Source organism: Acidovorax delafieldii (assembly GCF_007993815.1).
Lineage (GTDB): Bacteria > Pseudomonadota > Gammaproteobacteria > Burkholderiales > Burkholderiaceae_C > Acidovorax > Acidovorax delafieldii.
Window position 1 is genome coordinate 238,660 of record NZ_VJWE01000011.1, and the last position, 24,261, is coordinate 262,920.

23 protein-coding genes are annotated in these 24,261 nt (G+C 65.3%); 12 read left to right on the plus strand and 11 right to left on the minus strand.

Annotated elements, in window-relative coordinates:
• Window positions 1-40: 40 nt before the first annotated feature.
• A complete protein-coding gene (locus tag ATF69_RS03815; RefSeq protein WP_146869944.1) occupies window positions 41-2,161 on the minus strand; it encodes a 3-hydroxyacyl-CoA dehydrogenase NAD-binding domain-containing protein in 2,121 nt (706 codons plus the stop codon).
• 162 nt (window positions 2,162-2,323) lie between these two features.
• Between ATF69_RS03815 and ATF69_RS03820 the strand changes: the two genes are divergently transcribed.
• Window positions 2,324-3,244, plus strand: coding sequence for a LysR family transcriptional regulator (locus ATF69_RS03820; protein WP_146869945.1), 921 nt, complete (start codon window positions 2,324-2,326; stop codon window positions 3,242-3,244).
• Between the two features lie 153 nt (window positions 3,245-3,397).
• Here ATF69_RS03820 and ATF69_RS03825 read toward each other — a convergent pair whose 3' ends face one another.
• From ATF69_RS03825 to ATF69_RS03860, 8 genes are all read right to left on the minus strand, one after another.
• A complete protein-coding gene (locus tag ATF69_RS03825; RefSeq protein WP_056059138.1) occupies window positions 3,398-4,411 on the minus strand; it encodes an ABC transporter ATP-binding protein in 1,014 nt (337 codons plus the stop codon).
• Window positions 4,408-5,394, minus strand: a complete 987-nt coding sequence (locus ATF69_RS03830; RefSeq protein ID WP_108498609.1) for an ABC transporter ATP-binding protein — start codon at window positions 5,392-5,394, stop codon at window positions 4,408-4,410. The genes ATF69_RS03825 and ATF69_RS03830 overlap by 4 nt, the downstream gene beginning before the upstream one ends.
• A gap of 32 nt (window positions 5,395-5,426) precedes the next feature.
• Window positions 5,427-6,338, minus strand: a complete 912-nt coding sequence (locus tag ATF69_RS03835) for an ABC transporter permease (RefSeq protein ID WP_056059141.1) — start codon at window positions 6,336-6,338, stop codon at window positions 5,427-5,429.
• A gap of 128 nt (window positions 6,339-6,466) precedes the next feature.
• Window positions 6,467-8,050 (minus strand): ABC transporter substrate-binding protein, encoded by a 1,584-nt coding sequence (locus ATF69_RS03840; protein WP_056059145.1) that lies wholly within the window; start codon window positions 8,048-8,050, stop codon window positions 6,467-6,469.
• Between the two features lie 97 nt (window positions 8,051-8,147).
• Window positions 8,148-9,365 (minus strand): M20 aminoacylase family protein, encoded by a 1,218-nt coding sequence (locus ATF69_RS03845; protein WP_015012585.1) that lies wholly within the window; start codon window positions 9,363-9,365, stop codon window positions 8,148-8,150.
• On the minus strand, window positions 9,365-10,345 hold the full coding sequence (locus ATF69_RS03850; RefSeq protein ID WP_015012584.1) for an ABC transporter permease: 981 nt from the start codon (window positions 10,343-10,345) through the stop codon (window positions 9,365-9,367). The genes ATF69_RS03845 and ATF69_RS03850 overlap by 1 nt, the downstream gene beginning before the upstream one ends.
• Window positions 10,346-10,482: 137 nt before the next feature.
• Window positions 10,483-12,063, minus strand: coding sequence for an ABC transporter substrate-binding protein (locus tag ATF69_RS03855; RefSeq protein ID WP_116748959.1), 1,581 nt, complete (start codon window positions 12,061-12,063; stop codon window positions 10,483-10,485).
• Window positions 12,064-12,572: 509 nt separating this feature from the next.
• Window positions 12,573-13,619, minus strand: coding sequence for a porin (locus ATF69_RS03860; protein WP_146869946.1), 1,047 nt, complete (start codon window positions 13,617-13,619; stop codon window positions 12,573-12,575).
• A 315-nt stretch (window positions 13,620-13,934) separates the two neighbouring features.
• Between ATF69_RS03860 and coq7 the strand changes: the two genes are divergently transcribed.
• Window positions 13,935-14,552 carry a 2-polyprenyl-3-methyl-6-methoxy-1,4-benzoquinone monooxygenase gene (coq7, locus tag ATF69_RS03865; RefSeq protein ID WP_146869947.1) on the plus strand — a complete coding sequence of 206 codons (618 nt, stop codon included), beginning with the start codon at window positions 13,935-13,937 and terminating at the stop codon, window positions 14,550-14,552.
• Between the two features lie 93 nt (window positions 14,553-14,645).
• On the opposite strand, the gene ATF69_RS03870 is transcribed toward coq7, so the two are convergent.
• Window positions 14,646-15,095, minus strand: a complete 450-nt coding sequence (locus ATF69_RS03870; protein WP_056745242.1) for an OsmC family protein — start codon at window positions 15,093-15,095, stop codon at window positions 14,646-14,648.
• A 377-nt stretch (window positions 15,096-15,472) separates the two neighbouring features.
• Between ATF69_RS03870 and ilvA the strand changes: the two genes are divergently transcribed.
• From ilvA to ATF69_RS03885, 3 genes are all read left to right on the plus strand, one after another.
• Window positions 15,473-17,032 carry a threonine ammonia-lyase, biosynthetic gene (gene ilvA, locus ATF69_RS03875; RefSeq protein WP_015012579.1) on the plus strand — a complete coding sequence of 520 codons (1,560 nt, stop codon included), beginning with the start codon at window positions 15,473-15,475 and terminating at the stop codon, window positions 17,030-17,032.
• Window positions 17,033-17,112: 80 nt separating this feature from the next.
• Window positions 17,113-17,919: an adenosylcobinamide-GDP ribazoletransferase gene (gene cobS / locus ATF69_RS03880; RefSeq protein WP_146869948.1), complete on the plus strand. Its 807-nt coding sequence runs from the start codon at window positions 17,113-17,115 to the stop codon at window positions 17,917-17,919.
• The gene (locus ATF69_RS03885; RefSeq protein ID WP_146869949.1) at window positions 17,916-18,518 is read left to right on the plus strand and encodes a histidine phosphatase family protein; all 603 of its coding nucleotides are present in this window, start codon (window positions 17,916-17,918) and stop codon (window positions 18,516-18,518) included. The genes cobS and ATF69_RS03885 overlap by 4 nt, the downstream gene beginning before the upstream one ends.
• Window positions 18,519-18,538: 20 nt before the next feature.
• On the opposite strand, the gene ATF69_RS03890 is transcribed toward ATF69_RS03885, so the two are convergent.
• Window positions 18,539-18,988: a type II secretion system protein N gene (locus ATF69_RS03890; RefSeq protein ID WP_146869950.1), complete on the minus strand. Its 450-nt coding sequence runs from the start codon at window positions 18,986-18,988 to the stop codon at window positions 18,539-18,541.
• A gap of 72 nt (window positions 18,989-19,060) precedes the next feature.
• On the opposite strand from ATF69_RS03890, the gene gspG reads away from it, so the two are divergent.
• From gspG to gspM, 7 genes are all read left to right on the plus strand, one after another.
• Window positions 19,061-19,501 (plus strand): type II secretion system major pseudopilin GspG, encoded by a 441-nt coding sequence (gene gspG, locus ATF69_RS03895; RefSeq protein ID WP_146869951.1) that lies wholly within the window; start codon window positions 19,061-19,063, stop codon window positions 19,499-19,501.
• Window positions 19,502-19,675: 174 nt separating this feature from the next.
• Window positions 19,676-20,107, plus strand: coding sequence for a prepilin-type N-terminal cleavage/methylation domain-containing protein (locus tag ATF69_RS03900; RefSeq protein ID WP_056059165.1), 432 nt, complete (start codon window positions 19,676-19,678; stop codon window positions 20,105-20,107).
• Window positions 20,108-20,109: 2 nt separating this feature from the next.
• Window positions 20,110-20,478, plus strand: coding sequence for a type II secretion system minor pseudopilin GspI (gene gspI, locus ATF69_RS03905; protein WP_056059169.1), 369 nt, complete (start codon window positions 20,110-20,112; stop codon window positions 20,476-20,478).
• The gene (locus tag ATF69_RS03910; RefSeq protein ID WP_208758690.1) at window positions 20,478-21,299 is read left to right on the plus strand and encodes a PulJ/GspJ family protein; all 822 of its coding nucleotides are present in this window, start codon (window positions 20,478-20,480) and stop codon (window positions 21,297-21,299) included. The genes gspI and ATF69_RS03910 overlap by 1 nt, the downstream gene beginning before the upstream one ends.
• Window positions 21,296-22,309, plus strand: a complete 1,014-nt coding sequence (gene gspK, locus ATF69_RS03915; RefSeq protein WP_146869952.1) for a type II secretion system minor pseudopilin GspK — start codon at window positions 21,296-21,298, stop codon at window positions 22,307-22,309. The genes ATF69_RS03910 and gspK overlap by 4 nt, the downstream gene beginning before the upstream one ends.
• Window positions 22,310-22,392: 83 nt before the next feature.
• Window positions 22,393-23,679: a type II secretion system protein GspL gene (gene gspL / locus ATF69_RS03920; RefSeq protein ID WP_099731214.1), complete on the plus strand. Its 1,287-nt coding sequence runs from the start codon at window positions 22,393-22,395 to the stop codon at window positions 23,677-23,679.
• Window positions 23,676-24,230, plus strand: coding sequence for a type II secretion system protein GspM (gspM, locus tag ATF69_RS03925; RefSeq protein WP_099731215.1), 555 nt, complete (start codon window positions 23,676-23,678; stop codon window positions 24,228-24,230). The genes gspL and gspM overlap by 4 nt, the downstream gene beginning before the upstream one ends.
• The last annotated feature ends 31 nt before the right edge of the window (window positions 24,231-24,261 follow it).

Genomic DNA, 24,261 nt, shown 5'->3' on the forward strand with positions numbered 1-24,261 from the left:
AAAACGCTTCGCGTGCAATGCAGGTCAGGCAGACTCTGCGCTATGCAGCCTTGTTCAGGCTGTCGAAATTGCGCCCCTCGGCTACCAGCTTTTCCAGCAGCGGCGCGGGCTGCCAGAACAGCGGGTCTTCCTGGGCGAACTCGCGGATATCGGCCAGCACCTTGTCCAGCCCCGTCATGTCGGCCCACTTCATCGGGCCGCCCCGGTGGCGCGGAAAGCCGTAGCCCGCGACAAAGGTCACGTCCACATCCAGCGGGCGCAGGGCAATGCCTTCGGCCACCACTTTGGCGCCTTCGTTGACCATGGCGGCCATGTAGCGGCGCATGATCTCGTCGGCGCTGAAGCGGCGGGGCGTGACGCCTTTCTTGGCGCGCTCGGCATCGACAATGGCGAGCACCTCAGGGTCGGGCTGGCCGGTGCGGGCACCGTCGGGGTACAGGTAGAACCCGCGCCCGGTCTTCTGACCAAACCAGCCGCGTTCGCAGATGCGGTCGGCAATCTCCACGTACCGGGCCTTGGGGTCGCGCGTGGCAGCGCGGCGCTTGCGCGTGGCCCAGCCAATGTCGCCACCGGCCAGGTCGGTCACCTGGAACGGGCCCATGGCAAAACCAAAGCCGCGCACGGCAGCGTCGATCTCGTAGGGGCTTGCGCCGTCTTCCAGCAGGTAGTCAGCGGCCTGCTTGTACACGGCCAGGATGCGGTTGCCGATAAAGCCGTCGCACACACCGGCGCGCACGGGCACCTTTTTCAGCTTGCGAGCCAGCTCGAACGCCGTGGCGACCACATCGGGCGCCACCTTCGCGGGCACCACGATCTCCAGCAGCTTCATGATGTTGGCGGGGCTGAAGAAGTGCAGGCCGATCACATCGTGCGGGCGGCCGGTGGCAGCGGCAATGGCGTCGATGTCGAGGTAGGAGGTGTTGGTGGCCAGCACGGCACCGGGCTTGCACACGCGGTCCAGCTCGCGGAACACGGTCTTCTTGACTTCGATGTCTTCAAACGCGGCCTCGATCACCAGGTCCACCTGGGCGATGTCGGCATAGCTGGTGCTGCCGGTGTAGCGCGCCATCACGGCGGCCTGGGCGGCATCGGTCATGCGGCCCTTGGCCACCAGGGCGTTGTAGACCTTTTCGACATTGGCACGGCCCCGGGCAATGGACTCGGCATCGCGCTCGATCATGGTCACCGGCAAGCCCGCATCCAGCGCCGCCACGGCAATGCCCGCGCCCATGGTGCCCCCCCCGATGACGGCAATGCTGGCCACGGGCCGCGGCTGTGCGGCCTGGGCCTCGGGCACCTTGACCACTTCACGCTCGGCAAAAAAGGCGTGGATGAGCCCGGCGCGTTGCGGGCTGTCAATACATTCCATGAACAGCGCACGCTCGCGAGCCATGCCTTCGTCAAAAGGCAGTTGCAGTGCTGCCTGCACGCATTCGATGATCTTGAGGGGAGAGAACAGGCCGCGCGACTTCTTGGCCGTCTCAGCCTTTTGCTCTTCCAGCCAAGCCAGCGCAGCCTGCGGCTCGGCAATGGCCAGGTCACGCGTGCGGCGCACGGGGGCGTTGGCAGCCAGCAGTTCGCGCACGTAGGCCAAGCCTGCGGCCAGCGGGTCGGTGCCTTCCACCAGCTTGTCGACCAAGCCTGCCTGCAGCGCGGCCTGTGCCTTGAGAGGCTGGCCACTGAGCATGAGAGTGGTGGCCGCCTGCACACCCATCAGGCGCGGGGCACGCTGCGTGCCGCCCGAGCCGGGCAGCAGGCCCAGGTTCACCTCGGGCAGGCCCATTGTGGCAGCGGGCAAGGCCAGCCGGTAGTGGGCCGACAAAGCCACCTCCAGCCCGCCGCCCAGAGCAGCACCGTGCAGCACGGCGACCACGGGCTTGTTCAGGTTTTCGATGGCGCGGCAGACCTCGGGCAGGATGGGAGCAACCGGTGGCTTGCCGAATTCGCGGATATCCGCCCCGGCAATAAAGGCCTTGCCGGCGCCCACCAGCAACACGGCGACCACGGCGGCATCGGCCTGCGCCTGCTGCATGGCCGCCAACAGGCCCTGGCGGACGGCGGCGCCCAGGGCATTGACGGGCGGGTTGTCGATGGTGACGACCAGAACATCGCCATGCAGCGCGGTCGTGACAACGGAAGATGCGGCAGCGGCGGCGTGCATACGGGGAAGTCTCCTGGTCAATGGCTGTGCCTGTTGATGACCGGGGGATTGTTGATGCGCGAAGTAATCTTGACAATTACATAGCCCATTGACAGACTGTCAAACTTTCTTTGACAAACTGAGGCAAGCGAGCGTTCAGGCGCCGCCCCACCTATCTCGCCTATGGAACTCACCTCCCTCACCGTGCTGGTCGACATCCTTGATGCTGGCAACCTGAGTCAGGCCGCGCGCAACCTGAAGATGACGCGTGCGAATGTGAGCTACCACCTGCACCAGTTGGAAAAATCGGTGGGTGTGCAGCTGGTGCGCCGTACCACGCGCCGGGTGGAACCCACTGAGGTGGGCCTGCGCCTGTACGCCCATGGCCGCGCCATTCAGAACGAAATGCTGGCCGCGCGCGAGACGATTGCCACGCTGGGCCAAGGCCTGCAGGGCCGCGTGGGCCTGAGCGTGCCCAGTGGCTATGGGCAGATGGTGATGTCGGACTGGCTGATCGACTTCAAGCGGCTGTACCCCGGCATCGTGCTGGATGTGCGCTTCGAAAACCGGGTGGACGACCTCATCCGCGATGAGGTGGACATCGCCATCCGCGTGATGCCCGAGCCCCCGCCCACGCTGGTGGCGCGCGACCTGGGCAGCGTGCGTTACATCGCCTGCGCATCGCGCGAGTACGCCGAGACGCATGGGCTGCCCCAGGACTTCGAAGCTCTGCAGGCCGCGCCGGTGATCACCGCAGGGGTGGTAGGCAAGCAGCTGCGCCTGCGCGGATACCGGGGTGACCAGCGCCAGGAAGCCATGCTGGAGCCCACCCTCATTTCGGAGCACTTTCCGTTTCTGCGCCAGGGCATCCTGGCAGGGCTGGGCGTAGGGCTGGTACCGGATTACGTGGTGCAGGACGCCGTGACCAGCGGCGAAGTGCTGACCACACTCGACGACTGGCGACTGAGCATTTTTGGCACCCAGATGTTCATGCTCTACATGCCCAACCGCCACCAGACCCGGGCAGTGCGCACCTGCATTGACTACCTGCTGGGGCGGGCCCTGCCGGCAGCCGGCCAAGGAGTGACTGCGGAGCCAGGATGAGCATCTTCTGCGCGTTTACAAGCAAAAATAGCCGCAAGCGCAGGTGTTCATTGCGCTAGCAGCTATTTTATTGATAGCAATCGCTACTGTGCCAGTAGCAATGCCGGATGAGTCCCTCCGCCGCGCGTCAGCACACCCGCGTGGCGGCTGGCATCAGATCCGCCCTTCCTCCACCGCATGGCACGCAATGCGAATGCCGCCAATGCTCAGGAGCTGGGGGCGCTCGGTGCGGCAGCGGTCGTTCACATGCGGGCAGCGGGGGTTGAACGCACAACCGGGCGGCGGGTTCAGCGGGTTCGGCACCTCGCCCTGCACGGGGGTGCGGGCCTTGCCGGTGTCGTGCATCTTGGGGATGGCATCGAGCAACATGCGCGTGTAGGGGTGACGCGGCGTATCAAACAGCGTGTGTTTGTCGGCCAGCTCGACCAGCCGGCCCAGGTACATCACGCCGACCTGATCGCTCACGTGGCGCACCACGGCCAGGTTGTGGCTGATGAACAGGTAGGTGAGCTGCCGTTCGCGCTGCAGGTCCTTCATGATGTTGAGGACCTGTGCCTGCACCGACACATCGAGCGCGCTGGTGGGCTCGTCGCACACCAGGAACTCGGGTTCGGTGGCCAGGGCGCGTGCAATCGAGATGCGCTGGCGCTGCCCGCCCGAGAACTGGTGCGGGTACTTGACCATGTCCAGCGGCGACAGCCCCACGGACTTGAGCAACTCGCCCACGCGGGTTTTGAGCTGTTCCTTGTCGGTGATGAGGCCGTGTTCTTTCAGCGGCTCTCCGATGATGTCCTCCACCAGCCAGCGCGGATTCAGGCTGGCGTACGGGTCCTGGAAGATCATCTGGATGCGGCGGCGCATGGCCTTGGCATCGTTGCCCTTGAAGGCGGCGTGCGCGTCCTGGTTGTCGAAGGTGAGGCCGCCGCGGGTGGGCTCGTACAACCCCACCAGCAGGCGGGCCACGGTGCTCTTGCCGCAGCCGGACTCGCCCACCAGGGCCAGCGTCTTGCCCTTCTCGATCTCGAAGCTCACGCCATCCACCGCATGCAACAGGGTGCGGGGCTTGCGTTCGATCACACGGTTGAGCCAGGGAGCGGAGACGTCAAAGGTCTTGGCCAGGTCGTGCGCCTGGACCAGGGCCTTGCTTTTCGTTGCTGTGGCACTCATGCGGTCACCTCGGCTTGGGTCGCGGCACCAGCGTGCAGCCAGCATGCAGCGCGTGTAGCGCCTGCATCCATCAGGTCGGGGCGGTCGGTCATGCAGCGGTCAAAGGTCTTGGGGCAGCGGGGGTTGTAGGCGCAGCCACGGGGAATGGCGTTCAGGCGCGGCATGGCGCCATCGATCTGGTTCAAACGTTCACGGTCCATCGTCATGTCGGGGATGGAGGCCATGAGACCGCTGGTGTAGGGGTGCGATGGCTGGTTGATCACATCGTGCACCGGGCCGATCTCGGCCACGCGACCGGCGTACAGCACGGCCACGCGATCACAGGTTTCGGCAATCACGCCCATGTCGTGGGTGATCAGCATCACAGCTGCACCGCGCGATTTGCAGATGTTCTTGAGCAGCGTGATGATCTGCGCCTGGATGGACACATCCAGCGCCGTGGTGGGCTCGTCGGCCACGATGAGTTTGGGCTCGGCCGCCAGGGCCAAGGCGATCACCACACGCTGGCGCATTCCACCGGAAAACTGGTGCGGATAGTGGTCAATGCGCTCTTCAGCTGCCGGGATGCCGGTGTCCTTGAGCAACTGAATGGCACGCTGGCGCGCTTCAGCGGCGTTGACCGGCAGGTGCGCCAGGATGGTTTCGGTGAGCTGTCGGCCCACCGTGTACAGCGGGTTCAGCGAGGTCAGCGGGTCCTGAAAGATCGCGCCAATGCGGCGGCCGCGGATGTGGCGCATTTCCTCATTGCTGAGGTTGTCGATGCGCTGGCCCTCCAGCAGGATCTGGCCCGAGGCCACACGGCCCGGCGGCTCCAGCAGGCCGATGATGGCCGCGCCGGTGAGTGACTTGCCGGCGCCGGACTCCCCCACCACGCCCAGGATCTCGCCGGGCGCAATGGAGAAGGAAATGTCGTCCAGGGCGCGCAGGGTACCGCGGCGACCCGGGAATTCGACAACGAGGTTTTTGACTTCGAGAAGGCTCATGGAGATATCGCTTTTCTTGTTCTTGTTGTGGCTCAACGCAGGCGCGGGTTCAGGGCATCGCGCAGCCAGTCACCCAGCAGGTTGACCGACAGCGCAATCAGCACCAGCATGGCGCCAGGAAACACGGTGATCCACCATTCGCCCGAGAACAGGTAGTCGTTGCCGATGCGGATCAGCGTGCCCAGCGAGGGCGAAGTGGGCGGAGCGCCCACACCCAGGAAGGACAGCGTGGCTTCGGTGATGATGGCCGTGGCCACCTGGATGGTGGCCAGCACCAGCACGGGCCCCATCACGTTGGGCAGCACATGCTTGCGCATGATGCGCAGCGGCGGGACCCCCGTCACACGGGCCGCCTGCACGTATTCCTTGTTGCGCTCCACCAGCGTGGAGCCGCGCACCGTGCGGGCATATTGCACCCAGCCGGTGAGGGAGATGGAGAGGATCAGCACCCCGAACGCCAGCGACTCGTGCGCATTGGGAAACAGCGCACGGCCCACGCCAGCAATCAGCAGCGCGACCAGGATGGCAGGAAAGGAGAGCATCACATCGCACAGGCGCATGAGCACAGCATCCACCCAGCCGCCCCGGAAACCGGCCAGCAGACCGAAGGCCACACCCACCACCACGGAGAGCAGCACCGAGGCAATGCCGACCACGAGGGAGATGCGCGCACCGTAGATCAGTGCGGACAGGATGTCACGGCCCTGGTCATCGGTGCCCAGGGGGTATTTCATGGAGCCCATTTCGCTCCACGCAGGGGGCAGCCGCGCGTCGCTCAGCTCCAACGTGGTGAGGTCGAACGGGTTGTGGGGCGCCACCCATCCGGCGAACACCGAACAGAACAGGCAAATCAGCGCAATGGCGGCGGCCAGCATGGCGACCGGCGATGTGCGGAAGCTGTAGCCAACGTCGCTGTCGAACCAGCGGGCAAGGGTAGTTTTCATTGTGGGAAACCAATCAACAGGCAACAACACGCGCAACGGGTAGCTGCGGGTGTTGTTGCGGGCTTGAATCAGCCGATGGCGTTGTCGTTGTTGTAGTCGTCGTATCGATCAGGCGGGAACAAGCAGGATTACTTGCTCACGGTGATCCACTTGAAAGGCATGTAGTTGTCGGCCATCTGCACCAGCTTGACCTTCTTGCTCACCCCCCAGGCCAGCGCCTGCTGGTGCAGCGGCAGGTGCCCCACGTCGGCGGTGTGCACATCGAAGGCTTCCTTGATCATGGCATCGCGCTTGGGCTTGTCGGTCTCGACCAGGATCTTCTTGGTCAGTTCGTCCAGCTTGGGGTTGCAATACGCACCCAGGTTGAACTGGCCCGCTCCGGTCTTGTCGTCGGGGCAGATCATCAGCGCATTCAGGGCGTTGTGCGAGTCGTAGGTGGTGGGGGTCCAGCCCAGCATGTAGAAGCTCGTGTCACGGCGCAGCACCTTGGGGAAGTACGTGCCCTTGGTCTCGGCCGCGAGGTTGATCTTGACGTTGATGCGCGACAGGTTGGCAGCCACCGTCTGGCAGATGCGGCCGTCGTTCACGTAGCGATCGTTGGGACAGTTCATGGTGACTTCAAAGCCGTTGGGGTAACCGGCTTCAACCATCAGCTTCTTGGCGGCTTCGACGTCATAGGGCAGGCGCTTGACATCCGGCTGGAAGCCGTTGATGCCGGGGCCCACCATCAGCGCGGAGGGGTTGGAGGCGCCGCGCATCACGGTCTTCTTGATGCCTTCGATGTCGATGGCCTGGTAGAAGGCCTGGCGCACGCGCTTGTCCTTGAAGGGGTTCTTGCCCTTGACGTTGGAGTACAGCAGCTCGTCGCGCTTCTGGTCCATGCCCAGGAAGATGGTGCGCAGCTCAGGGCCAGTGATGGCGCGGGCATTGGCGCTGCCGTTGATACGCTCGATGTCCTGCACGGGCACAGGCTCCATCACGTCCACTTCGCCCGACAGCAGGGCCGCCACGCGCGTGGCATCGTTGCCGATGGGCGTGAACACAACTTCGGTGGCGTTGCCTTCGATCTTGTCCCAGTAAGCGCCATTGCGCACGAACACCGTGCGCACGTTGGGCTGGCGCTCACGCAGGCGGAAGGGGCCGGTGCCATTGGCGCGGAACGACGCCGCGTTCTCGATGCCCTTGCGGCGGTCTACCGGGGTTGTGGCCTGATTGGTCTCGCACCACTTCTTGCTCATGATGTAGGACGTGGTGATCACGTCTGGCAGGATGGGCTGGGGAGCCATGGTGTCGATCTCGACCGTGTGGTCGTCGATCTTGCGCACCTGCTTGATGTCGCTGTTGGTGGCCTTCATGTCAGAGCCATCGCCCTTCATGCGGGCGAAGCTAAACACCACATCGTCGGCCGTGAACGGCGTGCCGTCGTGGAATTGCACACCCTTGCGCAGTTCGAAGCGCCACACGGTGGGGGCAATCTGCTTCCAGCTGGTAGCCAATGCGGGCGCAAGGCTCAGGTCCTTGTTGCGGCCCACCAGCGGTTCGTAAACGTTGCTGGTCACGCTCAGCTGTAGCGACTCGTTGAGTGAGTGCGGGTCCATCGACAGGGCATCGCCCTGGTTGGCGATGCGAACGGTCTGTGCCTGAGCTACCAAACTCGTCGCAGCCAGCGCAGCGAAGAGAGCGGTCACAGCGACTTTTTTCTGGAATTTCATGGAAATCTCCTGGTAGTGAAAGGGTGGGATGGAAGGGTACGAAGACTTCCGGTGGGTGAGCGGTGTGTGCGTGGAGAAGTCAGACGCCCGCGCCTGATCAGAGCGCGGGCAGCGGCATGGCCTGCTCGATCAGGCTGGCATGCAGCGCAGCGCCCAGCGGCAGGATGTCATCGTTAAAGTCATACCGACTGTTGTGCAAGGCGCTGCCGCTCGATCCTGTGCCCTGGCCAATGCGCAGGTAGGCCCCCGGCTTGTTCTGCAGCATGAAAGAGAAGTCTTCAGCGCCCATGCTGGGCTCCAGGTCGCGCACCACGTGGTCGGCCCCCAGCAGCGACTCGGCCACATCGCCCGCGAAGATGGCTTCGCTTTCGCTGTTGATGGTGGCGGGGTAGATGCGTTCGTAGTGCACCGTGGCCGTGGCACCGAAGCCGAGCGCAATGGCGCTGCACAACTCCTTGAGGCGCTTTTCCACCATCTCCTGCACCAGCGGGTCGAAGGTGCGCACGGTGCCCACCAGCGTGGCCGTGCCGGGCAGCACGCTGAAGGCACCCAGGTCGCCTGCCTGCATCGCGCACAGGCTGACCACCGCACTGTCGATGGGCCGCACATTGCGCGAAACGATGCTCTGCGCTGCGGTGATGATGTGGGCCGCGACCAGCACAACGTCCACCGTCTGGTAGGCGTGCGCGCCGTGGCCGCCACGCCCAGTGATCTCGACCGTGAAACGGTCGGCGGCTGCCATCATCGGACCGGCATTGATCCCCACGGTGCCGGGCTTCATTGCGGGCCAGTTGTGCATGGCAAAGATGGACTGCACGGGGAAGCGGTCAAACAACCCGTCTTCCATCATCACGCGGGCACCGGCAAAGCCTTCTTCGCCCGGCTGGAACACCAGCACGGCGGTGCCATCGAAGTTGCGGGTTTCGGCCAGGTAGCGCGCAGCGCCAATCAGCATGGCGGTGTGACCGTCATGGCCGCAGCCGTGCATGAGGCCCTGCTTGCAGGACTTCCAGGCGAAGTCGTTGTGCTCGGTCAGCGGCAGGGCATCCATGTCGGCGCGCAGGCCCACCATGCTACCGCTGGCGCTGCTGCGCCCACGAATGACGCCCACCACACCCGTGCGCCCGATGCCTTCGTGGATCTCATCCACACCGCAGAGCTTCAGCGCTTCCTTGACGCGTTTGCTGGTGTAGATCTCTTCAAAACCCAGCTCCGGATGGGCATGCAGGTCACGCCGCAGTGCCGTCAACTCAGGGTGGTACTGCGCGATGTGAGCGAAGGCGCGGCCACCAGCTTTCAAACGGGGGCCTTGCATCAATGGCCTCCTGCCTTGCCAACGCGCAGTCGAGGATCGACCGCGAAGTACAGCAGGTCCACCACCAGGTTGATCACCACAAAGATCAACGCAATCAGGCACAGGTAAGCGGCCATCACGGGAATGTCAGCGAAGGTCACCGCCTGGATGAACAGCAGGCCCATGCCTGGCCACTGGAACACCGTCTCGGTAATGATGGCAAAGGCGATCAGGCCACCCAGTTGCAGACCTGTGATGGTCAGCACGGGCACGAGAGTGTTCTTGAGGGCGTGGCCAAAATGGATGGCCCGATTGGACAGGCCACGAGCCCGGGCGAACTTGATGTAGTCGGTGCGCAGCACCTCCAACATTTCGGCCCGCACCAGCCGCATGATCAGCGTGAGCTGGAAGATGGCCAGCGTGATCGCAGGCAGGGTGATGTGGTGCCAGCCCTTGGCCTTGAGCAAGCCGGTGCTCCACCAGCCCAGCTGCACGACCTCACCCCGACCAAAGCTGGGGAACCAGCCCAGGTGTACGGCAAACACCAAAATCAACAAGATGCCGATCAGGAAGGTGGGCAGGGACACTCCCAGCAGGGACAGTGTCATGAACAGCTGGCTGGTGAAGGTGCCGCGCTTGAGGGCGGCATACACGCCCATCGGCACACCAATGACCAGGGCGAGAAGGGCCGCTACCAGCGCCAACTCGAGAGTGGCCGGGAAGCGCTCGGCAATCAGGCGCGACACCTTGGCACCTTGGCGCAGGCTCAGTCCAAACTCACCCTGCGCTGCATTCACCAGAAAGTGCCAGAACTGCACAAAGAAGGATTTGTCCAAGCCGAGGGCGCTGCGCAACTCGCGGATCTGCTCGGGGGTGGCGTCCTGGCCCAGCAGGAACACCACGGGGTCTCCCACGTACTGGAACAGCATGAAGGAGATGAAGGCCACCGTGACCATGACAATCACAGCCTGTATCAGGCGGCGCAAAATAAAGGCAAGCATCAGAGAGTCGAGTGAGTGTTCGATGGAAGTGCCGCCGCCACTTTTGGTGGCTGAGGCACTGCGGGTCAATACATCGTCAGATATACCAAAGAAAGCAAGGGCCGCACGGCCCTTGCTTTCAGTCTGTCAAGAATAAATCAGTTCACCTTGACGGTGCGCATGTCCACGCGGTTATCGGCACGGTGCACCAGTTCGATGTTCTTCTTCATGGCCCATGGGATCACCTGGTCATGCAGAGGAATGTGGGACACAGTGTCGTTGGACAGTTGCAGCGCCTCGGTCAGCATGCGGGCGCGCACCGGTGCATCGGTTTCGGCCTTGATGCGGTCCACCAAGTAGTCCATGCGCTGGTTGCTGTAGCGACCCACGTTGTAGTTGCCGTCACCGCCTTGGCCCACGGTGCGCACCAGCGATTGCAGGCTGTACAGCGCGTCGAATGTCGGCACGCCCCAGCCCAGCATGTAGATGCTGGCTTCGTAGCGCTGGATCATCGGGAAGTAGTTGACCAGCGGCAGCGTGCGCAGCTTGGCTTTCACCCCCACGCGCGCCCACATGGCCGTCACGGCCTGGCAGATGGCTTCGTCGTTGATGTAGCGGTTGTTAGGGCAGGCGAAATCCACTTCAAAGCCATCGGGGTAACCCGCCTCGGCCAGCAGCTTCTTGGATGCATCAACGCTGTATGGGAAACGCTTGCCAACAGCCTCTGTGTAGCCAGCCACTTGCGGCGCAACGATGGTGCCCGTGGGCTTGCCCAGACCGCGCATGATGTTGCGCGAGATGGTTTCTGCATCAATCGCCTGGTAGAGCGCCTTGCGCACCCGTACATCCTTGAGCGGGTTCTTGCCCTTGATGTTCGAGCCCGGCAGCTCTTCCCGGAACTGGTCCATGCCGAGGAAAATTGTGCGGTTCTCCACACCATCAATCACCTTCAAGTCAGGGCTGGCGCGCAAGCGACCCAGATCCTGGGGTGACGGGTCGAGCACCAGATCCACTTCACCCGACAACAGTGCAGCAATGCGTGTGGCTGCAGACTTGATGGGTGTGTAGACGATCTCGGTCACATTGCCGTCCATCTTGCCCCACCAGTTGGGGTTGCGCTTGAACACCATCTTCACATCAGGCTGCCACGACTCCAGGGTGTAAGGGCCTGTGCCCATGGCGTTGCGGTGGGCAAAGTTTTCGTCGGTGCCCTTGATGTCTTTGGGCTCTACCGACTTGTTCTTTTCCGCCCAAGCCTTGCTCATGATGCGCAACTCGGTCATCTGACGCAGCAGAACCGGATTGGGCGAGGACAGAATGACGTCAAAGTTCTGCGCATCCACCTTCACCACTTTGCTGATCCCCTGAACGTAGGGGGTGAAGTTGGACGTTTTGGCCATGGCCCGCTGGATGGAGTACACCGCATCGTCGGTGGTCAGCGGCGAACCATCATGGAACTTCACGCCCTGACGCAGCGTGAAGCGCACCTGCGTGGGGCTGATCTCCTTCCAGGCCGTCGCCAGCACGGGTTCCACATCGAACGTCTTGCTGTTGTAGTACACCAGGCTTTCATACACATTGGCATGAAGGCCGTTTTGCAGCGCATTATTTTGGGAGTGAATGTCCCAGGTCGCGATTTCCCCCTGACTGGCCCATTTGAAGGGCTTGGCCTGCAATGATGGCGCAAACAGCAGCGCGGCGGCAGCAGCCACCGACAAAAGACTGTGGTTGAGTTTCATGGAACCCTCTTCATTAAAAGTTTTACTATGCAGTAAAGGTTGCTCTATAGCCAACGGGAAATCCCTGAATCCCCGATGCCATGAAGGGCCTATAACTGCGCTGGCAACGCTTTCGTCATGCAAGGTTGGTGCCAGCTAAAACTTTGCTTTCGCGAGTACCCATTGGCACTCATGCGGTTGCTCACGAGGGCGATATCGCCTCGGCACCTTTTCAATAAATTTTGGGCCGATGTACCGACGTTGGGCCTCCTAACCGCGGTTCTTGAGCCCCTAGTCGCTACGGGAACACCGGGCGCATGGAGGCAATCGGCCGCAAAACACAGCCAAAGCTCCGCATGAGCGTTCCTCCTTGGAACACCAACCAGGGAGTCAATTGGAATCAACCCAAACACACCGACAAAGGCTCTCTCAGGGACAAAACAAACAAGCAACCCGAGAAATGAAAAAAGCCGCCCGAGGGCGGCTTTTGAGCTTGTATATCAACAACTGGCCAAAGCCAGCTGACGATATCAGAAGCTGTGACGGATACCGAAGTCGTAACCGTTGGAGTTGCTGTTCACACCAGTCACAGCGCCGTTCAGAGCTTGTGCAGCGCCGTTCTTGTTGGTCAGGTGAGCGTACGTTGCGTACAGAGCCGTGCGCTTGGACAGGTTGTGCACATAGCCCAGAGCCAGCTTGTTGGAACGGGGATCAGCACCAACGGTGTCGATCTTGTAGGTGGAGTAGGCCAGACGAACTTCGCCAGCGCCCACGGGCACCAGACCACCGATCAGGAAGCCCTTGCCGTCGTTGCCGCCGCTGATCTTGTCTTGGTTGTAGTGAGCCATGATCTTGGCCACGCCCAGGTCGTATTGACCGCCCAGGTTCACAGCCTTGATGTTGCCCGTCAGGAACTTGGTTTCGGAGAAAGCGATAGCGGCGTTGATGGGGCCGTTAGCGTAACCAGCGCGCAGTGCCAGGCCGTTGCCGTCCTTCTTGTTGGCAGCGTTGCTGTTGTTCTCACCCATGTAGTACTGGGCTTGGCCGTAGAAACCACCCAGGTTGCCAGGCAGGAAGTAGCCGATGGAGTTCGACGCGCGGATGGTGGTAGGGCCGCCCAGGCTGGAGTTCAGGGTTTGGGTGGTGCCCACGCCGTTCGTGCCGAACGGATCGAACACGGTCAGGTTCCAGAATTGGGGGGTGTAGTCACGGCCCAGACGCACTTCACCGAAGCCGCCGTTCAGGCTAACCGTCGAGCGACGGTTGAAAGTCAGGCCGCCGCCAGTGCTGGTAGCTGCTTGGTTGTTGGTGTTGGTAACGCCGCCGGTGCCGTTGTCGTTGTTCAGACCAGCTTCGAGCCAGAACGAAGCGGACATGCCGCCACCCAGGTCTTCAACGCCGCGGAAACCCAGACGGCTGCTGTTGTAGCCGGAGTTCGTCAGTTGCGACTTGTTAGAGACGCTGCCGGAACCGTAAGCGTAGGTTGCGTCAACCACGCCGAACAGGGTCACGGAAGATTGAGCCATTGCAGCGCCGGAAGCAGCCAGCACAGCCAGGGCAATCAGGGATTTTTTCATTGCGAGTTACTCCAAGGTTAAACATCGGGCTCCGGTACGGGGGGTCTATGGTGAAAGCACCTGCACAGTCCCGCCGGTTTCCCGGGCCAACCTCCTGGTGGGGAAGTTGCTCTTATTGCACCAGACCCGGCCGGGTTTCGCAAAGGAATTCACCCACAATCGCCCCGAAAGGGGAAATTCGTTGCAGTGTTGCAACATTTCAGTGCGCACGGGCAAAATCACAATTGCTGCATGCAACTCCTGTGCCTTGCCTTGCGGTTTTTTGTATCCAAGTGCAATTTGTGTTTCAACGCCATTGCCATTCGAGAGCTTTCCATGGACGCTTTTTTGACTGCCGCAGACAACGCGCTGCGCACACTGTTTGCCCAACCCCGCGCTTCCGAACAGACACCGGCACACGGCGTGCCCGAGGCGTCGCTGGATCCTGCGCAGAGAAAGCTGGCGGGAGCCCTGATGCGTGTGAACCATGTGGGGGAAGTGTGCGCCCAGGCACTCTACAGTGCGCAGGCGGCCGTCACCCGTGACCCCGCCCTGCGGGACCACCTGCAGGCAGCGGCGCGCGAAGAGACCGACCATTTGGCATGGACACAACAGCGCCTGGACGCACTGGGCGCACGCCCCAGCCTGCTCAACCCTCTGTGGTTCGCAGGGGCTTTTGCGCTCGGGCTGGTGGCTGCCAAGGTCAGCGACCGGGCCAACCTGGGTTTTGTGGTGGAGACGGAAACCCAGGTGGCCGCGCATCTGCAAAGCCACCTCGACAGGCTTCCCGAGCAAGACCAGGCGTCAAGGGCCGTGGTCGCCCGGATGAAGCAGGACGAGGAGCGGCACGCAGACCAGGCCCGCGCCGCCGGTGCGCTGGAATTGCCCGCCCCGGTCCGCCTTGCCATGAAAGGCGCCGCCAAGGTCATGACCACCACGGCGCACTATCTTTGAACCCCAAGCTGGCTCACGCAGGCAGCAGGCGCACCAAAACATACGCGCCGCAACCCGCTCAGCTTGGCAGTCCAGACCACTACACGCGCCCCCTCAGACCTCCAGCACTTCGAAGCCGGTGGTGATTTCGGCTGTCTTGCCCAGCATGATGCTGGCCGAGCAGTACTTGTCGTGGCTCATGGCAATCGCGCGCTCCACGGCGGCTGGGGGTATGCCCTTGCCCGTGACGGTGAAGTGCATGTGGATCTTGGTGAACACCTTCGGGTCGGTCTGCGCACGTTCCGTCGTCAACTTGACGCTGCAGCCGCGCACGTCATGGCGGCCGCGCTTGAGGATCAGCACCACGTCATAGGCGGTGCACCCGCCCGTGCCCGCCAGCACGGTCTCCATGGGCCGGGGCGCCAGGTTCTGGCCGCCGTTGGCGGGGTTGGCGGCATCGGGGGCGCCATCCATGGTCAAAACATGGCCGCTGCCGGTTTCGGCCACAAAACCCATGCCAGAACGGGTTCCCGCCCCGCCGGTCCAACTGACTGTGCATTCCATTTGTGTTTCTCCTGTGTGACACGTGGTTTTTTTCGCACGGAAAACCGAAACGAAAAGAATTTGATGCGAATTTTGCTGCATCGCAACAAGACTCGCGCTAAACTTCGTCCATGCGCTGCCGCTTTCGAACAGAAAGGAACCGGCAGGCGGCAAGAAGCCCGGAACCCGGCACTTGCCTCGCACCGATTGTCTCCTCCATCTCCTCAAAGGATGGATTAGCCCCAGGCCTCACGGCCCGGGGCTTTTTTTTGCCCGCTCGCACCGTCCCACGGCAGGTTGCCGTCCCGGATGCCTCGGCCCCTCGCCAGGGCGACGCCCTATGATGTGGGCCCCCGCCCGCCGCCCTGCGCCGGTGGGGCTCTCCTCCTGCACCTGCCATGACCCAGCACCTCACCCCCGCCGACTACCTCAAGAAAATCCTGACTGCCCGCGTGTACGACGTGGCGGTGGAGTCGGCGCTGGAGCCCGCCAAGAACCTCAGCCGCCGCCTGCACAATAAGGTACTCCTGAAGCGCGAAGACCAGCAGCCCGTGTTCAGCTTCAAGTTGCGGGGCGCTTACAACAAGATGGCGCACCTCACGCCCGAGCAGCTGCAGCGCGGCGTGATCTGCGCCTCGGCCGGCAACCACGCCCAGGGCGTGGCCATGAGCGCCCACCGGCTGGGCACGCGCGCCGTGATCGTGATGCCCACCACCACGCCGCAGCTCAAGATTGATGCCGTGAAGACGCTCGGTGGCGAGGTCGTGCTGTTTGGAGAGAGCTATTCCGACGCCTACGGCCATTCCGTCCAGCTGGAAAAGGAACAGGGCCTGACCTTCGTGCACCCGTTCGACGACCCGGACGTGATTGCCGGCCAGGGCACCATCGCCATGGAGATCCTGCGCCAGCTGCAAAGCCTGGGCAGCAACCAGCTCGATGCCGTGTTCGTGGCCATTGGCGGCGGCGGACTCATCTCGGGTGTGGCCAACTACATCAAGGCCGTGCGCCCCGAGATCAAGGTGATCGGGGTGCAGATGAACGACTCGGACGCCATGATCCAGTCGGTGCAGGCCCATGAGCGCGTGACGCTGGCCGATGTGGGCCTGTTCTCCGACGGCACGGCCGTGAAGCTGGTGGGAGAGGAAACCTTCCGCGTGGCACAGGGCCTGGTGGATGACTACATCACCGTCGATACCGACGCCGTCTGCGCCGCCATCAAGGACATCTTTGTGGACACGCGCAGCATCGTCGAGCCCGCCGGGGCGCTGGCTGTCGCTGCCATCAAGCAGTACGTGGCCCAACGCAAGACCAAGGGCGAGACCTACGCTGCCATCCTGTGCGGCGCCAACATGAACTTCGACCGGCTGCGCTTCGTGGCCGAGCGGGCCGAGGTGGGCGAGGAGCGCGAGGCGCTGCTCGCTGTCACCATTCCGGAAGAGCGCGGCAGCTTCCGCCGCTTCTGCGAGGTGGTCGGCGGCCTGCCCGGCGGCCCGCGCAACGTGACCGAGTTCAACTACCGCATCAGCGACGCCGCCCGCGCCCATGTGTTCGTGGGCCTGACCACCAATGGCAAAGGCGAATCGGAAAAGATCGCCAAGAACTTCAACCGCCACGGTTTCGAGGCGCTGGACCTGACGCACGACGAGCTGGCCAAGGAACACCTGCGCCACCTGGTGGGCGGGCACTCGGCGCTGGCGCAGGACGAGCGCCTGATGCGCTTTACCTTCCCCGAGCGGCCCGGTGCGCTGCTCAAATTTTTGAGCCTGATGCAGCCGACCTGGAACATCAGCCTGTTCCACTACCGCAACCAGGGCGCGGACTATGGCCGCATCCTGGTGGGCATGCAGGTGCCGCCCGAAGACAAGGCGGCCTTCGACGCCTTCCTGGCCACGCTGGGCTACCCCTATGTGGAAGAAACGCTGAACCCGGCCTACCGCCTGTTCCTGCGCTCCAAATAATGTCAAAAATGGCTGCAAGCGCTAGTTGAAAATGCCTTGACAGCTATCAAATCAGAAGCATCGAGCACCAGCTGCACACCATGCAAGCCCTGCGCCACTACCTGCTGGCCGTGCAGTTCTTCACCCGCATCCCCGTCACTGGGCGGCTGGCGAACTGGGTGGGCTACAGCCCGGCCATGCTGCGGGCCAGCGCGGCGCACTTTCCGGGCATCGGCTGGCTGGCGGCGCTTCTGTCCACGGCCGTGTATGCCGCGCTGCACTGGGCGCTGGCGCCCAACCCGCTTGCCCCGGCCGTGGCCGCCGTGTTCTGCACCATCGCCACGGTGCTGATGACCGGCGGCTTTCATGAAGACGGCCTGGCCGACGTGGCCGACGGCCTGGGCGGCAGCTACGACCGCGAACGCGCGCTGGACATCATGAAGGACTCGCGCATCGGCGCCTTCGGGGCCATGGCGCTAGTGCTGGCGTTACTGGCCAAGCTCAGCCTGCTGGCGCTGCTGGGGGCGCACAGCCTGCCGGTGGCACTGGCGGCCCTGGTCGGCGCGCACGTGTTGTCGCGCTTTTGGCCCCTGCTCATCGTGCGCAGCCTGCCGCATGTGGGTGACACGGCGCGCTCCAAAAGCAAGCCGCTGGCCGACCAGATCTCCGGCCAGGCACTGGTTGCGGCACTTTTATGGTGTTTTCCGCCCCTTGCGCTAGTCGGATATGCCCAGACAGCTCTTTTTTTGGTAGCGCCCATCGCTCTCAGCGCGCTCTGCGCGGGCTGGATGGCGCGCTGGTTCGCCCGACGGCTGCAAGGCTTCACCGGCGACTGCCTAGGCGCCACGCAGCAGGTGAGCGAGATCGGGTTCTACCTGGGCGTGGCCATCGCACTGCGATGGCTATGACGCCCCCCCCTGCCGCCACCAGCAGCCGCCTGTGGCTGGTGCGCCATGCAGCCCCGCTGGTTCCCCGGGGTACTTGCTATGGCGCGTGGGACGTGCCTGCCGACGCGCAGGCCACCCGCGCTGCGGCAGAGCGCTTGGCAACGGCCCTTCCCCCCGAGGGGCGCGCTGCGTGCGTGGCGTATTCCACGCTACAAAGATGTGAGCTGCTGGCGCATGAATTACAAGCGCTCAGACCGGATTTGACCTTCACTCCCGACGCCCGGCTGCGCGAGATGGACTTCGGCCGCTGGGAAGGGCAGCCCTGGGACGCCATCGGCAAAAGTGCCATCGACACCTGGGTGGCCGGATTCGCCACCCACACACCCGGCGGGGGCGAAAGCCTGGCCCACATGCTGCACCGCGTGGCAGCAGCCCTGCAGACCGCCCAGGCGTGGCGCACCGAACAGGGCGTGAAGGAGGTGGTGTGGATCACCCACGCCGGAGTGGCCCGCTGCGTGGCCTGGTTGCAGGAGCGGGGTGAGAGCGCCCTGCCCCGCTCAGAGGACTGGCCGGTGGCGGCACCGGGCTGGGGGGAATGGGAAATCAGGGAACTGGCCTGAAGCTGTAGGCCAGCAGGGGCCTAGTTCTTGAGCGGCATGTCCAGCGTCACCGTAGCGGGTCCGCCCATGCTGGTCCCCAGTTGCGCCTGGCGGGGGCCCAGGGCCTGCAACACCAGGCCTTCGTCCACCGCAGCGCCCACACGGAAGGGCTTGGCGGGCTTGCCGTCCACGGCAATCAGTGCCGCACCGCCGCCGCTGCTGCGCCCCGACAGCACCCCGATCAGCGTGAACCGGCTCGCGGTGGGTGCCACCGGCGCTGCCACGCCAGGGGCTGCAGGCGCAGCACCCAGCAAACGCGCCAGCGCCTGCGCGTCCATGGCCACCGGGGCGGGCGCCACTGCCGAGGCGGAGGAAGCGGACGAAGGCGCCGACAGGCGCAGCCCCCAATAGACCACACTGGCGCCGGCTGCTGCCCAGAGCACCAGAGTCCCCAGGCGGACGCCCCATTTGCTGTACGTATTGGTCACCATGCGGGGATTATGATTCACGCGATTCGACCATCCGAGAGACCGCCAGCAGTGAACACTTCTTTCTCCCTCCTCGTGCGTTCCGCCCCCCGCCGCGTTGCCAAGTCCGTGGTCCGTGGTTTCACCCTCATCGAGCTGATGGTGGTTCTGGTGATCATCGGCGTGCTGGCCGCGCTGATCGTACCCAACGTGCTCGAACGTGCCGACGATGCCCGCGTGACGGCCGCCCGCACCGACATCACCAACATCATGCAGGCGCTCAAGCTCTACCGCCTGGACAACCAGCGCTACCCCACGGCCGAGCAGGGCCTGCAGTCGCTGGTCATCAAGCCCACTGCGGGCCCCGTACCCGGCAACTGGAAGCTGTACCTGGAAAAGCTGCCCAACGACCCCTGGGGCCGCCCTTACCAATACCTCAACCCCGGCATCAAGGGCGAGATCGACGTGATGTCGTTCGGCGCCGATGGCCAGTCGGGCGGCGAAGGCAAGGACGCCGATATTGGCAGCTGGCAGTAAAGAGATGTGGTCCCCACGGTCGTGCACTGGCGTGTCACTCCCTGCTCCCCGCAGCAGGCTCGCCCCGCGCTTCGCTGGTGCATGGGGCCGGGCCTTGCTTGGGGCGGCCCGGCGCTGCGGCCGTGCGCCTGGTGGATGCGCCGTCACCGTTGCGACCGCCCATCGCGCAGCTTCATGAACCGCTCGCGCGGATTCACCCTCCTGGAGCTGCTGGTGGTCATCAGCATCATGGCGCTGGCCACGGCGGGCGTGGGGCTGGCGATGCGCGATGGCGGACAGACGCAGCTGGAGCGGGAAGCCGCACGGCTGGCGGCGCTGCTCGAATCCGCGCGTGCACAGTCCCGCGCAGGGGGCATCCCCGTGCGCTGGCGCGCGCTGCCGGGGGGCTTCCGCTTTGAAGGGCTGCCGCGCAGCGCGCAGGCCGCTCTGCCCAACCAGTGGCTGGACCCTGGCACCGTGGTGCGCGGGCCGGCAGTGCTGCTACTGGGCCCCGAGCCCCTGATCGGCCCGCAGCAGGTGCTGATCACCCACCAGTCCTCCCCCGACCGCACCCTGCGCATTGCCACCGACGGTGTGCGCCCGTTTTCCGTGGATGCGGTGCAGTGAGGATGCGCCGCCCTCTCATCGGCCACCGGGGTTTCACGCTGGTGGAAGTGCTGGTGGCGCTGGCCATCGTGGCCATTGCCCTCATGGCGGGGCTGCAGGCCACGACGGCGCTCACGCGCAACGCCCTGCGGCAGTCCGACATCGTGCTCGCGCAGCTGTGCGCGGAGAACGAGCTGGTCAAGGCCCGGCTCTCGCGCCAGATGCCCAGTGTGGGTGACAGCAACCTGACCTGCGAGCAGGCCGGGCGCCAGCTGCAGGTGGTGACCATCGTGCGGCCTACGCCCAACCCGAGTTTTCGGCGCATCGATGCGCAGGTGCTGGACGGGGACAACTCCATCCTGCGCCTCTCCACCATCATTGGAAGGTATTGATGGAACACCCCCCTGAGGCCCTGCGGGCCTTCCCCCCGCTCTCGCATTGCTGTGCAATGCGGGCAGGGGGTCGCCGCCAGCGCGGCGGGGCGACCCTTGCGCGGCGTCCGCTGGCCTGGGCCGCGCCAGTTGCTCAGGCCTCGCGCCGGCGCCTCAGCAGTGGGGGCACGGCCCCGCGCGGCTTCACACTCATCGAGTTGCTGGTCGCGATCAGCGTCATGGCGTTGATCGCCATCCTGAGCTGGCGCGGGCTCGATGGCATGGTGCGGGCGCAGGAGTCCACGCGCCAGCGGGCAGACGAGATGCTGGTGCTGCAGGCTGCGCTGGGGCAGTGGGGTACGGACCTGGACGCCCTGATGCCCGTTGCCAACACCACGCCGCTGGACTGGGACGGCCAGGTGCTGCGCCTCACCCGCCGCAGCAGCGCCGTACCCGACGAGGGTGCGCTGGTGGTGGCCTGGACCCGCCGCAACAACAACCAGGGCGTGGGCCAGTGGCTGCGCTGGCAGTCGCCGCCAGTGCGCACCCGAGCCGACTGGCGGCAGGCCTGGGAGCAGGCCGCCCAGTGGGCGCGTACGCCGGGCGACGCCGAGCGGCGCTACGAGGTGACGCTGCTGCCGCTGGACAACTGGCAGATCTTTTACTACCGGGGTGGCGCGTGGTCCAACCCACAGTCGAGCACGGGCACCCCGACGGGCGACAGCACCTCGGCCATCCCGGACGGCATCCGCCTGCAGATCACCCTGCCCCCGGGCCTGGCGCTGACGGGCCAGCTCACGCGAGACTGGGTCAACCCGGTGCTGGGCGGAGGCAGGACATGAGCACCCACCGGCTCGCGCGTTGGCGGTGCCAGTGGCACAGACGCAAGGAGCACGGCGCCGCCCTGCTCGCCGCCATGCTCACCGTCACGCTGGTCGCCACCTTTGCGGCGGCCGCGATGTGGCAGCAGTGGCGCGCGGTGGAGGTCGAGACGGCCGAGCGCGGCCACGTGCAGTCCACCTGGATTTTGGTCGGTGCGCTCGACTGGTCGCGGCTCATCCTGCGCGAGGATGGGCGCTCCGGCGGGGCCGACCACTTGGCCGAGCCCTGGGCCATCCCTCTGCAGGAGGCCCGGCTGTCCACCTTCCTCGCGGCCGACAAGAACGTGACCCAGGTGGACGATGCCAGCACCGACACCACCGAGGCCTTCCTGTCCGGCCAGATCACCGACCTGCAGGGCCGCCTGAACATCACCAACCTCGCGGAGGGCGGGCAGGTGCAGGCCGTGGCACTGCGGCAGTTCACCCGATTGTTCGAGCGCCTGGGCCTGCCCGGACAACAACTGAGCACCCTGATCGACGGCCTGCGCCGGGCGCAGGCGGGTGCAGGCACCGACAGCGGTTCCGCCCCCCTTCTGCCGCCCAGCGTGACCCAGCTGGGGTGGCTGGGCCTGACCCCGGCCACAGTGGCGGCGCTCGCCCCGCATGTGACGCTGTTGCCTGTGCGCACCCCGGTCAACCTGAACACCGCCGACATCAACGTGCTCATGGCCGCCATCGACGGGCTGGACAGCGCCACGGCCCAGAAGATCGTGCAGACGCGCGAGGCGCGGCACTTCCGCACCCTCAGCGACGTGCGCGACCTGGTGGGCGCCAGCATCGACATCAACGAAAGTGCCCACGCCGTGGCCTCTTCGTACTTCGAAGTGCGGGGCCGCCTGCGCCTGGGCGATGCGATGGTGGACGAGCGCTCTTTGGTGCGCAAACAGGGCATCGACGTGACCACACTGTGGCGCGAACGCGGCGCCTTCGACCGGGAAACCACGCAACTGCTGCCCGGGGCACAGCGCTGAGGGTGTAACAACCCTCACACTGCACCCACCGACACCGCCGCTGCGTCACGCCCGCCCCCTAAAATGGCCCGCAAAACCCGCCCATGAGCACCCTGATCCTTTTCCTGCCGCCGGCCCGCCCGGGACCCGCCTCCGAGTACGCCTACACGCTCACGGCAGACGGCCATTCCGCCCTCCAGCACGCCACCGCACCCGCTGCCCTGCTGCCCGAGCCCACCCGCCCCGGCGGCGAGGTCGTGGCCGTGGTGCCCGCACGGGCGCTGTCGTGGCAGCGCGTGACCATTCCGGCCGGCGTGCCGCTGGGTGCCGGCCAGCAGACGCCCCGGCTGCGATCCGTGCTCGAAGGCCTGCTCGAAGACCGCGTGCTGGACGATGCCAGCCAGCTGCACTTTGCGCTGCAACCCGGCGCACAAAGTCGTGCGCAGGCTGGCGAACCGGTGTGGGTGGCCGTGTGCGACCGCGCCTGGCTGCGCGAACACCTGCAGGCGCTGGAGGCCGCAGGCCGCCGCGTGGCCCGCGTGGTGCCCGAATTTGCGCCGGGCCCCACGGCTAGCGGCCAGCCCGAGCTGTGTGCCCTGGGCACGCCCGAAGAGGCCTATGTGGTGCTCACCGGCCATGGCGCCGACCAAGGCGTGGCGGTGCTGCCGCTGACCCCCATGGCCCTGACCCTGGCACGCGCCGGCTTGCCAGCCGCCGATAGCGGCGACAACCCAGCCCTCACGGTCCGCGCCGAGCCCGCCGTGGCTGCGCTGGCCGAACGCACCCTGGGCCAGCAAGGCCAACGCATTGCCCTGCACACCACCAGCCAGCGCGCGCTCGATGCCGCCCGCGGCGACTGGGACCTGGCGCAGTTCGACCTGTCCAGCACCAGCAGCACCCGCGCGCTGCGCAAAGTGGGCAGCGCGCTGAGCGCGGCGCTGTATGCCCCGCAGTGGCGTGCAGCCCGCTGGGGCGCGGGCGTGCTGGTGGTGGCGCACCTGGTGGGGCTCAATGCCTGGGCCTGGCAAGAACGGCAGGCGCTGACTGCCAAGCAGGCCAGCGTACGCAACACCCTGACCCAGACCTTCCCCAAAGTGCAGGTGGTGGTCGATGCGCCGGTGCAGATGGAGCGCGAACTCGCCCAGCTGCGGCAGGCTGCCGGCAGTGTCTCGGCGCGCGACCTGGAGCCCCTGCTGGCGGCGGCTGGAGCGGCCTTGCCCGATGGCCGCCTGCCCAGCAGCATCGAATACACGCCCGGCGAGCTGCGCCTGCGTGGCGTGACCCTGGCGCCCGATGAAGAATCTGTGGTGTCCGGCCGCCTGCAAGCCGCCGGATACCGCGCCCGCGTGGACGATGGCAGCCTGTTGCTGCGCACCGAGGTGAGCCCATGACCCGATCCTCCGCCCTCCAGGACCGCTGGAAAGCCCTGGCGCCCCGCGAGCAGAACCTGGTGCTGGCCGCCGCCGCGGTGGTGGCGCTGGCCCTGCTGTGGTGGGTGGCCGTCGCCCCAGCACTCGGCACCTTGCGTGCTGCGCCCGCGCGGCACGCCGCACTCGACGCCCAGCTGCAGCGCATGCAAAGCCTGCAGGCGGAGGCCCAGCAGCTGCAGGCCACACCCGCCACCAGCCCAGGCGATGCCGTGGGTGCGCTGCGCACCGCCCTCACGCAGCGCATGGGCAACACGGCACAGCTCAACGTGGCGGGCGACCGCGCCACGGTCACGCTCAAAGGGGCTTCGGCCGACGCGCTGGCCCAATGGCTGGCCCAAGCCCGCAGCAACGCCCGCGCCACGCCGCTGGAAGCGCGGCTGACCCGCAGCGCAGCCCCTGCTGCTGCGGCGCCCACCGGCAATGCGCCCATCACCCTGGGCAGCGCGCCCGTGGCCATGCCCCGCTGGGATGGCACCGTGGTGCTGGCCCTGCCCGTCGCCCCGGCCCGCTGACCCGCGGACTGACCTGAACAACACATTCCCC

Coding starts and splice junctions, on each gene's coding strand:
- ATF69_RS03885 (WP_146869949.1), top strand. CDS start 17,916: ATGACGCCCCCCCCTGCCGCCACCAGCAGCCGCCTGTGGCTGGTGCGC.
- ATF69_RS03840 (WP_056059145.1), bottom strand. CDS start 8,050: ATGAAATTCCAGAAAAAAGTCGCTGTGACCGCTCTCTTCGCTGCGCTG.
- gspM (WP_099731215.1), top strand. CDS start 23,676: ATGACCCGATCCTCCGCCCTCCAGGACCGCTGGAAAGCCCTGGCGCCC.
- ATF69_RS03845 (WP_015012585.1), bottom strand. CDS start 9,365: ATGCAAGGCCCCCGTTTGAAAGCTGGTGGCCGCGCCTTCGCTCACATC.
- gspK (WP_146869952.1), top strand. CDS start 21,296: ATGAGCACCCACCGGCTCGCGCGTTGGCGGTGCCAGTGGCACAGACGC.
- cobS (WP_146869948.1), top strand. CDS start 17,113: ATGCAAGCCCTGCGCCACTACCTGCTGGCCGTGCAGTTCTTCACCCGC.
- ATF69_RS03820 (WP_146869945.1), top strand. CDS start 2,324: ATGGAACTCACCTCCCTCACCGTGCTGGTCGACATCCTTGATGCTGGC.
- gspI (WP_056059169.1), top strand. CDS start 20,110: ATGCGCCGCCCTCTCATCGGCCACCGGGGTTTCACGCTGGTGGAAGTG.
- gspL (WP_099731214.1), top strand. CDS start 22,393: ATGAGCACCCTGATCCTTTTCCTGCCGCCGGCCCGCCCGGGACCCGCC.
- ATF69_RS03890 (WP_146869950.1), bottom strand. CDS start 18,988: ATGGTGACCAATACGTACAGCAAATGGGGCGTCCGCCTGGGGACTCTG.
- ATF69_RS03835 (WP_056059141.1), bottom strand. CDS start 6,338: ATGAAAACTACCCTTGCCCGCTGGTTCGACAGCGACGTTGGCTACAGC.
- ATF69_RS03900 (WP_056059165.1), top strand. CDS start 19,676: ATGAACCGCTCGCGCGGATTCACCCTCCTGGAGCTGCTGGTGGTCATC.
- ATF69_RS03860 (WP_146869946.1), bottom strand. CDS start 13,619: ATGAAAAAATCCCTGATTGCCCTGGCTGTGCTGGCTGCTTCCGGCGCT.
- ATF69_RS03870 (WP_056745242.1), bottom strand. CDS start 15,095: ATGGAATGCACAGTCAGTTGGACCGGCGGGGCGGGAACCCGTTCTGGC.
- ATF69_RS03815 (WP_146869944.1), bottom strand. CDS start 2,161: ATGCACGCCGCCGCTGCCGCATCTTCCGTTGTCACGACCGCGCTGCAT.
- ilvA (WP_015012579.1), top strand. CDS start 15,473: ATGACCCAGCACCTCACCCCCGCCGACTACCTCAAGAAAATCCTGACT.
- ATF69_RS03855 (WP_116748959.1), bottom strand. CDS start 12,063: ATGAAACTCAACCACAGTCTTTTGTCGGTGGCTGCTGCCGCCGCGCTG.
- ATF69_RS03830 (WP_108498609.1), bottom strand. CDS start 5,394: ATGAGCCTTCTCGAAGTCAAAAACCTCGTTGTCGAATTCCCGGGTCGC.
- coq7 (WP_146869947.1), top strand. CDS start 13,935: ATGGACGCTTTTTTGACTGCCGCAGACAACGCGCTGCGCACACTGTTT.
- ATF69_RS03850 (WP_015012584.1), bottom strand. CDS start 10,345: ATGCTTGCCTTTATTTTGCGCCGCCTGATACAGGCTGTGATTGTCATG.
- ATF69_RS03910 (WP_208758690.1), top strand. CDS start 20,478: ATGGAACACCCCCCTGAGGCCCTGCGGGCCTTCCCCCCGCTCTCGCAT.
- ATF69_RS03825 (WP_056059138.1), bottom strand. CDS start 4,411: ATGAGTGCCACAGCAACGAAAAGCAAGGCCCTGGTCCAGGCGCACGAC.